At 29.2% G+C, this 2862-nt stretch carries 3 protein-coding genes; all 3 read left to right on the top strand.

Annotated features, from left to right (window positions below; translation table 11 throughout):
- Positions 1 to 81 precede the first annotated feature (81 nt).
- The 3 genes from ACH63V_RS17940 to ACH63V_RS17930 all read left to right on the top strand — a co-directional run bounded on the left by ACH63V_RS17940 (position 82) and on the right by ACH63V_RS17930 (position 2465).
- The gene (locus ACH63V_RS17940; protein ID WP_337077668.1) at positions 82 to 774 is read left to right on the top strand and encodes a hypothetical protein; all 693 of its coding nucleotides are present in this window, start codon (positions 82 to 84) and stop codon (positions 772 to 774) included.
- A gap of 53 nt (positions 775 to 827) precedes the next feature.
- Complete coding sequence (locus tag ACH63V_RS17935; RefSeq protein WP_396464304.1) at positions 828 to 1448, top strand: hypothetical protein; 621 nt, start codon at positions 828 to 830, stop codon at positions 1446 to 1448.
- A 66-nt stretch (positions 1449 to 1514) separates the two neighbouring features.
- A complete protein-coding gene (locus ACH63V_RS17930; protein WP_396464303.1) occupies positions 1515 to 2465 on the top strand; it encodes a hypothetical protein in 951 nt (316 codons plus the stop codon).
- Positions 2466 to 2862: the final 397 nt, after the last annotated feature.

Here is a 2862-nt window from a genome sequence, read left to right as displayed (position 1 = left end):
CTCTTATATGACATCTGTTCTTGATCTAATTTTCAAAAGATTTTAATGTGTAACCAATAAGGTGTTTTCATTAGGACTAAGATGTCTTTATTACAAGAAATTCAACATGATGCGACAAATTCAGATATTAGCGTTTCTAATTTATTGCGTAAATGTAAAATTTTAGCTTATAAATTAGGAAATGAAGATTTTAAATCTTGGGTTGAACATGAACTTAATGGTTATCCTAAAGATACTAAACTTTTACCTAATTACAGAATACTAGAAAATGTTTACTCAAAAGGGCATTTTTCAGGTTCCTTTGGAAGTGGGCTAAGAAATGCAGATGTGCCTACTTTTAATTTACCAGAGAAATTAAAAGAAAGTTTAACCAAAGCTCATTTTTTTAGTCCAATTGCTACATTAGAAAATTTAACTAGTGCGACTGCTAGTACATTATCACAAGAATGGAACCCAATAATCTTAGCTGAATATGGAGGTAACATGTATGAAAATTATATTTGTATGCAAGCATGGAAAGTAATCCCAACATCATTTGTTATAGGTATTGTAGATACAATAAAAACTAAAATTCTAAACTTTGTATTGGAAATTGAAATGATTAATCAAGATGCTGGCGATGTAGCTATAAATTCAAATCCTATTCCTCAAGAGAAAATTAATCAAATTTTTAATATCAACATCACAGGGAATGTTCAAAATTTAGCATCAGGTAATAATCAAAGTACAATTGGTCAAAAAGTTGTTAGTGATGATATTTCTCAAGTACTCTGATGTATGCTTAATTAGTAGGAGAATGAAGTTATACAACTTCATAATTAGGTAATATGAAAGCAGTTATCGCATTACAAAAATTAGTTTTAGATCCATCATCTCAAATCAGCGATATATTAAGACATGCATATTTAATTGCTTGTAAATTAAATTTGGATGATTTCAAGAAATGGTGTGAGTTAGAATTAAATGGCTATCAGTCTATCGAGGATTCCAATATTCCTGAATATAGGTATATATTTGGTTCTTTATGTGTAAAAAATTCATTATCTGGACAAACAGCAATTTTTAATGCTGAAGCAATATTTTCTGGTCAAATTATAAAGGATGGCATTTCATTTTTTGAAGGTGCGCTTAAAACTAAATCAGATAGCATCACTCTTGAGGTAAAAAGTGATATAGATAAAATTCTTAGAAGAAACAACCCACAATGTAAAGAGAGTCATTTTATATTTCAAATTCGAACGAGTAAAATTCCTTTTCAAAAAGTATTAGATACAATTAAATTTAAAATTCTAGAACTATCATATCAACTTGAAAAGGAAGGTATTTTAGGGGAGGAGTGGGAGTTTACAGCAACTGAAAAAGAACATGTTTTAAATGTTTATTATAGTATTGACACTGTAAATAGCATGGCAAATCATAACATAGGTTCATTCATTAATAGTGATTAAAAACCGAATTTTGAGTTATGAAATAAAATTATATTTCTTCAAATCAACCTTACACTTGAGAAAAAAATGAGTAGTACTTCTTCCGTTATTAAACTTCAACAATTGGCTCTAGATCCAAATATTCCTATTATTGAACTTTTAAATAACGCATACGTAATTGCTTTAAAATTAGATATTACTGATTTTTCAGATTGGTGCAAAAAAGAACTTCATGGGTACAGAAAAGATGACCAAATTCCTGCTTATAGGTTTTTTCGAGGTAATATATATGCTTCTGATTCATCAGGATTCAAACCTGTTGTTTTATCTGGAGAAAATGCAGAATACTATGAAATGAAAATTATTCGTGATGCAATTACTAATTTACAAAGCCTTAATTCAACGAATGAAAGTCAAATTCTTTTAAAATTAGATCCTGAATTTGAAAAATTTTTCATAGACAAGTTTACTCAAGATGATAGACAACGATTTAGTCGTTTAGGTTTTACAAATAACCCCTATTATGACTTGGTTGCACCGACTTACATGCCTGTTTTAGCTATTAGTAAAGCTCAAATTGAACATGTCTTTGTAATAATACGAGATATTATTTTAAATTGGTCTTTATCTTTAGAAAAGCAAGGTATTTTAGGTGATGGTTTAATTTTTACTAAGCAGGAAAAGCAAATGACACAGCATGTTAATTATAATATTGGTAATGTCGGTAATATGGCTAACCATAATGATAACTCAACAATCAATCAATCATCAACTAATACTGTACAAGTGATAAAAGGCGATTTTAATTCTTTAGCAAACAAGCTAAAAGATTATGGTGTTGAAGAAACGGATATTCAAGATTTAAGAAATGTTATTGAAGTTACACCTCCCCCAACATCTGCTGATGAACTAGGCGAAGGAGTAACTAATTGGCTTGGCAAGATGTCTTTGAAAGCATTAAAAGGTTCTTTGAAAGTTGGAAAAGATGTTGCGATGGGACTTCTAGTTGAAGCTATCACTACTTATTATTGTGGTTAATTAAAAGTCAACATTACACTTGACGGCAAGATGCTTTATTATCAAAACCGTCAAGTACAACACAAACAACTGAAATGAGTTGCGATGACTTAATTAAATTAGAGTGCTTTCATTTGTATCCCATTTAACTTATCTTTAACTAAAACTTAATTCATATAATTTTATGTATAATTTAAGTACACTATTGCACAGGCTTATAGATCAACGTTAAACCGAATTTCATTTCTAAAATAATAATAATTTAATCTTCACAATCAGCTTTTTTATGCATCAACAGAAAAGCTAAACTTTTATGAACCAAATTACCTGATGGAACCTCTTTTCTAGTATCTATAGTTAAATTTATAGACGTTTTCATAAAGAAGTTACCAAGTGAAATACATAGCAAAACTAAGGC

It is taken from the genome of Acinetobacter sp. ABJ-A23_2 (genome assembly GCF_044538765.1).
GTDB lineage: Bacteria > Pseudomonadota > Gammaproteobacteria > Pseudomonadales > Moraxellaceae > Acinetobacter > Acinetobacter nosocomialis_A.
This window is presented reverse-complemented; position numbering and strand designations above follow the sequence as displayed.